The sequence below is a fragment of the Pseudonocardia benzenivorans CB1190 genome, assembly GCF_000196675.2.
Classification (GTDB): domain Bacteria; phylum Actinomycetota; class Actinomycetes; order Mycobacteriales; family Pseudonocardiaceae; genus Pseudonocardia; species Pseudonocardia benzenivorans.
The window spans coordinates 39,060-45,552 of record NZ_CP002596.1; the positions used below are offsets into that span (position 1 = coordinate 39,060).

At 65.9% G+C, this 6,493-nt stretch carries 6 protein-coding genes; 4 read left to right on the forward strand and 2 right to left on the reverse strand.

Translation table 11 applies throughout. The features are described 5' to 3' along the window. The 3 genes from PSED_RS34845 (at window position 1) to PSED_RS34855 (ending at window position 2,635) form a co-directional block, all read left to right on the forward strand. On the forward strand, window positions 1-864 hold the full coding sequence (locus PSED_RS34845; protein ID WP_014203897.1) for a sugar phosphate isomerase/epimerase family protein: 864 nt from the start codon (window positions 1-3) through the stop codon (window positions 862-864). Window positions 865-1,244: 380 nt separating this feature from the next. Further along, on the forward strand, window positions 1,245-1,445 hold the full coding sequence (locus PSED_RS34850) for a ferredoxin (protein WP_014203898.1): 201 nt from the start codon (window positions 1,245-1,247) through the stop codon (window positions 1,443-1,445). Continuing rightward, window positions 1,442-2,635: an NAD(P)/FAD-dependent oxidoreductase gene (locus tag PSED_RS34855; RefSeq protein ID WP_014203899.1), complete on the forward strand. Its 1,194-nt coding sequence runs from the start codon at window positions 1,442-1,444 to the stop codon at window positions 2,633-2,635. Before PSED_RS34850 ends, PSED_RS34855 begins: the two co-directional genes overlap by 4 nt. 210 nt (window positions 2,636-2,845) lie before the next feature. Here PSED_RS34855 and PSED_RS34860 read toward each other — a convergent pair whose 3' ends face one another. Beyond that, the gene (locus PSED_RS34860; protein WP_233899530.1) at window positions 2,846-3,766 is read right to left on the reverse strand and encodes a restriction endonuclease; all 921 of its coding nucleotides are present in this window, start codon (window positions 3,764-3,766) and stop codon (window positions 2,846-2,848) included. Window positions 3,767-4,454: 688 nt separating this feature from the next. Between PSED_RS34860 and PSED_RS34865 the strand changes: the two genes are divergently transcribed. Then, window positions 4,455-5,666: an IS256 family transposase gene (locus tag PSED_RS34865; protein ID WP_428993581.1), complete on the forward strand. Its 1,212-nt coding sequence runs from the start codon at window positions 4,455-4,457 to the stop codon at window positions 5,664-5,666. Here the strand turns inward: PSED_RS34865 and PSED_RS34870 are convergent. Then, window positions 5,660-6,199, reverse strand: a complete 540-nt coding sequence (locus PSED_RS34870; protein ID WP_014203902.1) for a hypothetical protein — start codon at window positions 6,197-6,199, stop codon at window positions 5,660-5,662. The two genes, PSED_RS34865 and PSED_RS34870, sit on opposite strands and share 7 nt — an antisense overlap. Window positions 6,200-6,493 lie beyond the last annotated feature (294 nt).

Sequence of the window (6,493 nt, forward strand, 5' to 3'; positions counted from 1 at the left end):
ATGTCCGCACTGCCCTACCGACTCGCCGCAGAGATCCTCCCATACCACGACTTCCCGCTCGAGGTGGCTCTCGAGCAGCTCGCCGGCCTCGGGTTCAGCGAGATCAACCTGTGGTCGTCCGCGCATCCGCTGGCCGCGCACGTGAACCCGGGAGACGACCCGACCCGGATCCGATCCCTGCTGGAGCGGTTCGGGATGCGCGCCTGCGGGCTCACGATGTACGGCAAGAGCCAGGACGAGATGGCCGAGCGCATCGAGTTCGCGGTCGAGCTAGGGATCGACACCGTGATCTTCGACTGCGAGGCCAACTACCCCGACTTCGTCGCGAAGTTTCTGCCGCCGTTGGTCGAGGTTGCCTCGCGCAACGGCGTCCGGATCGCCGTCGAGAACCACCTTACTGTGCCGTTCAGCGCCGACTTCGAGTCGGGGGTCGGCGAAGAGCAGCGCTGGGACGAGGGCGTGGACACGCTTGCCCAGATCAAGCGGTTGGTCACCGACATCGACCACCCGAACCTTGGGGTCTGCCTTGCGCCGCCGCATCTGTGGGTGGTCGGCGTCAGCGTCAGCGAGGCGATCACGTTCCTGGCCGAACGCAAGCGGCTCTTCTACTACTACATCTGGGACATCGACCGGGCCTATCGGCGCGACGTCGATGGGCTGAACTTCGGTCCGGGCGAGCAACAGCTTCCGCGTCCGGACGGCACGCTGGACCACAGCATCCCGCTCGGCACCCTGGCGCGGGTCGGCTACCGGGGTGCGGCCGGCCTCAAGTGCCACGGCACTGCGGGCTGGCCTCTCGAAAAGGTCACCGAACAGCTGGCGACATCCAGCGCGTACGTCCGGTCGGTGCTGCCCGGGGCCTGAGCCGGGCGTTCGAGGGACCCGTGCGCAGCGGCAGCCGTCGGGTGCGCACGGGCCTCTCGTCATTCTTCTTGGACCGAGCGGCACCTGCGGTTTCGATGAATCTTGGTTCGGTCGGACGCTCGCAGGTTCCGTTCGAAACCGTTGTACTTCTGCACGCACATGCTAACTTCCGCTTGGCATACGAGAGGGTCTTTCTCGATCGATGCCACAAGCCTCTCCAGGCAGCGTCCAACTCGCGGTCGGACGAATCCGACCGGACCGGATTTCCGTCATCTGCTCTGAACGGTCCGTTCGGCGCGGCTTCTGAAGTTGCCCGCGAGACGTCGCCAGCGGTACCACTCCGAGGCCACCCGGCAGTACAGCGAGGGAGGGAACACACGATGATTCGTGTCAAGGCTGATGTCCCCAAGTGCGAAGGCCATGCGAATTGCATGCTCAGCGCCCCGGACCTCTTTGACTTGGACGCCGACGATAGTGTGATCGTGCTTCGTCCGGAGATCGAGGAATCGCACCGCGGCCGGGCGCACGAGGCCGTTCTGAGCTATCCCGTCAACGCGGTGTGGCTGGAAGACGAGAAGTGAGCGAGCCCGCCACTCCCCGGCACGTTGCCATCGTCGGGGCATCGCTGGCCGGAAGTCGAACCGCCGCGGCGCTGCGGACGCTCGGGTTCACCGGTGAGCTGACTGTCATCGGCGACGAGCGACATGTCCCCTACGACCGCCCTCCGCTGTCGAAGGACGTGCTCGTCGACGAGGGGGAACCCATGCTCCCGGTGCTGCCGTCCGGCCTCGACGCGATGGGCGCTGCCACGCGGCTCGGTTGTGCCGCGACCGGTCTGGATCTGCGGCGGCGGCGCGTCGACCTCGCCGACGGCACGTCGGTCGAGGCCGATGCAGTCGTCGTGGCCACCGGCGCCCAGCCGCGGCGGCTCGCCGTCGGTCCCGAACTCGAGGGCGTCCACCACCTGCGAACGTGGGAGGACGCGCTCGGCATCCGTGAGAGCTTTCGGCGCGGGGCGCGGGTGGTCGTCGTCGGCGCCGGCTTCATCGGCGGGGAGGTCGCGGCGGCGGCCCGACGCTACGGACTCGAGGTGACCATCGTCGAGTTCGGCTCCGCGCCCTTCTCCACCGGCGTGGGCCCGCAGGTCGGGGAGCTGCTGCGGGAGATCCACATCGATCACGGCGTGCGCGTGCTTAGCGGTGTCGCGGTCGTTCACGTGATCGGTGCGGAACGCGTCGAGCAGGTGCTGCTGAGCGACGGCCGGACGCTCGACGTCGATCTCCTGGTCGTTGGGATCGGGGTGGTGCCCAGCACTGCGTGGTTGGCGTCGTCGGGACTTGACTTGCAGGACGGCGTCCGGTGCGACGCCGTCGGCGCCGCGTGCGACGCCCCGGGCGTCTTTGCCGTGGGCGACGTCGCTTCCTGGTGGGATCCGCGCCGGAGCAGGCACAGCCGGGATCAGCACTGGACGGCCGCCACCGAGCAGGCGACCACGGCCGCGCGAGCGATCCTCGGCGAGGCCAGGGGGGATGAGCCGGCGCCGGTTCCGTACTTCTGGTCGGACCAGTACCAGCACAAGATCCAGATGGTCGGTGTGTACCGCGAGGACGCGACCGTCGAGCTCGCGCAGGGGCGTCCGGCCGATCGGAAGTTCGTGGTCACGTTCAGGGTCGGTGACGTCCTCGTCGGCGCGGTCGGCGTCGACTCGGGGCGCGCGATCGCCGAGTACCGGCAGCTGCTGAAGCGGAGCCGCGAGATCGCGACGCCGTGAGGCCTGGCGTAGCAGGTAGATCAACTTGGACGAGCGATCGGAAGCCCGATGTCGTGACGGGATCGAGAGGGTTCTCCCGCCGTGGCTTCATTGGTGCGGCCCTACGACCAGCCCTGCGGCGGGCGCCGCTGGGCGCTAGCAGTGGGCCCGGCGTTGCACCGGGTTCGAGGAGCTTCCCGCTGACATTCGCGAGGGTCGCCCGACGGTCTCTCACCTACCGAGCGGATACCAGACCTTGCCCTCTTGCTCGGCTGCGTCGATCTTGGCAATAAGGGCGTCGACCAGAGCGAGACGGCCTTCAAAGATCATGATCAGGTCCTGGCCATCCACCAGCACGAGGTTGTTCGGGCTTCGCCGGAAGACTTCGACCATGTGCTCAAGAACGTTGTCGTCGTAGCCAGCCATCGCGACGAACAGTCCGCGGGTGCTCTCAGCCTTGCCATCCAGATTCGCCTTGAGCTTGGCGATGTCACTGAAGGTGGGCGGGTTAGCCTCCCACTTCGCCTCTACGAGGTAGGTAAAGCCTCTAAAGTGAAACGAGCCGTCGATCTGCTCATGGGCCAGGCGGTACGCGCGGCGGTACTGGAAGTCGTGTAGCTCGAAGAGGTCGGCGATGAGGCCTTCCAGCGCATAGCCGCGCTGCTGGATCTCCGCCGTGGACCGGGGGCGTTCCTTAAGGTGCTCGTAGAACCGCTGACGTATTTCCCCGAGTTGCTCCTGACGACGTGCCTGTGCGCGCTGCTGTTGCTCGGCCTTCGCCCTGCGTTGCTTGGCTGCTGCCTGCTCTGAGTCGACGAGGAGCCTGATCTTGGTTGCCTCGCGCTTGAGCTCGGCGATCGCTTCACGCCCCCCAACGGGGTCAGCCTCCGGGCGGGGGCGGTCCATCTGACACAGCTCCTGTACGAGTTTGCGCTGGATTGCCTGGCCCTGGCCACCGAGAGAGCGCAGGTCATTGAGCACGAACCTGGCGATCTTCGCCTTGCTGTTGTCCAAGACGTCGTACCGGTCGTACATCGCTGCTGGGCAGCCCGCGTCGAGGAAGATCGCCCGAACGTCGTCCCGGTAGTAGAAGGCGTCACGACACACTCGGATGACTGCCGCGCGTACACCCTCAGGCACAGACTGATCCACGTGACGAATTGTGACTGAGCAGCCACGGTTGAGCGGTGCGGGTCCTCCTCCGACGTAACACACTCATGATCAAGCGCGAGCCAAGGGTTCAGGTCGCACAGGGCCTCGGAGACTTGCACGTTCGGTCGTAAGCGGCCCCTGCCGAGGCCGAGTTCAACCGCATGTCGCCCGCGCAACAGGTCGATCTCTATTCCTCGAAGCTGCGCCGCGTAGCCGAGCTTGAACGAGAGATCGCGCCCTACCCCAACGATCCTCAGTGCTCGTCAGCACTGGACCGCAAACCTCAGCACCGCACCTGGCGCAGTTACGTTTCGCGCATGCTTGTGCCCGCCCGCACGGCGGTACAGAGCATGCAGGGCCAGGATCAATTGCCAAAGGTGGCCTTCCTGCAGCTAGGAAAGGGGAGCATCGCATTCGGGCCTACTAGCTCTGCCGGGCTTCATCGCCGTCGTGTGACAGGCCGAAGCGCTTCCGTGCCGCTTGGCGGCGAACCTCCTTGTCTAGCGCCTTCGCAGCCTGGTCGCGCCAGCGGGGACTGTTTCAAGATCGGTGTTTTCGGCCCGACACGCCGGGCGGAGGTCCGGCGGGATGGGCACTGTGAGTGATGACATCAGACCTTGTGAGTCCACGCAGGGGTGAGTCCAAGCCGGCGCGGGAGCTGTCGGCGGAGCAGGCGGCAGCGGCAGCGATGGTGGCCGAAGCCAAGGCGCGAGGCCTGGCGTTGACCGGCCCGGACGGCCTACTGAAGCTGTTCACCAAGAATGTGTTGGAAACGGCATTGAACGAGGAGATGACCGAGCACCTCGGGCACGCCAAGAATCGGGCGGCCCCGGAGCGGGAGTCCACGAACGTGCGGAACGGGTCACGGCCGAAGACAGTGATCTCGGACGCGGCCGGTGAAGTCAAGATCGACGTGCCGAGGGATCGGGAGGGCACGTTCGAGCCACAGATCGTGCGTAAGCGTCAACGGCGCCTCACTGACGTGGACGAGATTGTGCTGTCGCTGTACGCGAAAGGAATGACGACCGGAGAGATCTCTGCGCATTTCGCCGACATCTACGGGGCGTCGGTGTCGAAGGAGACGGTCTCGCGGATCACCGACAAGGTCGTCGCCGAGATGAACGACTGGGCCACTCGCCCGCTGGATGCGGTGTACGCGGCGGTGTTCATCGACGCTATCCACGTGAAGGTCCGGGACGGACAGGTCGCCAACCGGCCCGTCTACGCCGCCATCGGGGTCACCGTTGACGGCTGTAAGGACGTGCTCGGCCTGTGGATGGGTGTCGGCGGGGAGGGCGCGAAGTTCTGGATGAGCGTGCTGGTCGATCTGAAGAACCGCGGCGTGCGCGACGCGTTTTTCGTGGTCTGCGACGGCCTCAAGGGCCTACCGGAGGTCGTGGCGAACGTGTGGCCACAGTCTGTTGTCCAGACCTGCGTCGTTCATCTTATCCGGAACACGTTCCGACTGGTCGGCCGGCAGGACTGGGATGCGGTAAAACGAGACGTCAAACTGATCTACGCGGCGCCCGGCCCCGACGCCGCACTGGTCGCCATGGACGAACTCGAACAGAAATGGCAGCGCAAGTACGGGGCGATGATCCGACTGTGGCGCAACGCCTGGGAAGAATTCGTGCCGTTCCTCGACTACGACGTCGAGATCCGGAAGGTCATCTGCTCGACAAATGCGATCGAGTCACTCAACGCCCGCTACCGGCGAGCTGTCCGAGCACGAGGCCATTTCCCGACCGAGCAGGCCGCAATGAAATGCCTGTATCTTGTGACCCGCAGCCTCGACCCGACCGGGAAGGGCGGGGTCCGGTGGACGATGCGATGGAAGCCTGTGATCAACGCGTTCGCCATCACGTTCGGTGACCGCTGGCCGGGAGCCGAGACCTACTGAACACGACGCCGGAAACACCGATCACGAGACAGACCCCGCCAGCGCTCCATGTCCTTCACCTCGACGCCGTCGTCGTACGTCTCGCCGGTGAAGTAGCGCGTGTCGATCTCGGACGAGAGCTCAGCGATGCCTCGCTCCATCTCTTCGAGTCGCTCTTCGTCTGTCAGAGGCCCGCCATCAGGGTCGTCGAAGGGAGGTGGCTCGTGGGCAACGATGTAGTCGATCAGGAAGTCGGTCGCCTCCTTGGCCTCGGCGCGTGCCGTGGCGACCTCGACCCGCAGCGTGGCGATCTCAGTCTCTAGCGCCTCGACCCGCGGGTGCTTGTCGACCTGGGGCCACTCGACGTTCCCCTCCTTGAAGCTGCCCTTGGGCATGGCGCCCACGATGGCACCGAGCAATACGAAGACTCCGGCGGTGAACATCGCAGCGAGGCCGACGCCTGACCAGTCGAAGGCAGTCCCAGCGCCCCCGCCGGCAAGCAGAACCAGGCCAACGAACGCCAGGATGAGACGCTGCCACCACCGCATTCGCATGGGCTAAGACCGTACCGACGCTCGGCTGACGGTAGGCGCGGCGGCGCGCGGTCCGGACCAAGGATGCGACGCTCCCTTCCCCACTCGAAAGGTGATCGTCATCTGGGTTCGACCCGTAGGGCGGCAGAAACGCCGGGATCACGGCGAGCTGCTGCTTGACACCTGTTGGTCCTGGTCTCGCCGCCAGACCAGGTCGGCCTGCATGGCCTGGGTGAAGTACCCGCCCCAGTAGTCGGCCCGGATCACTTCCTGTTCTGCCCAGTCCGGCGATCGTCGCTCTGGCGGCGCCGCGTA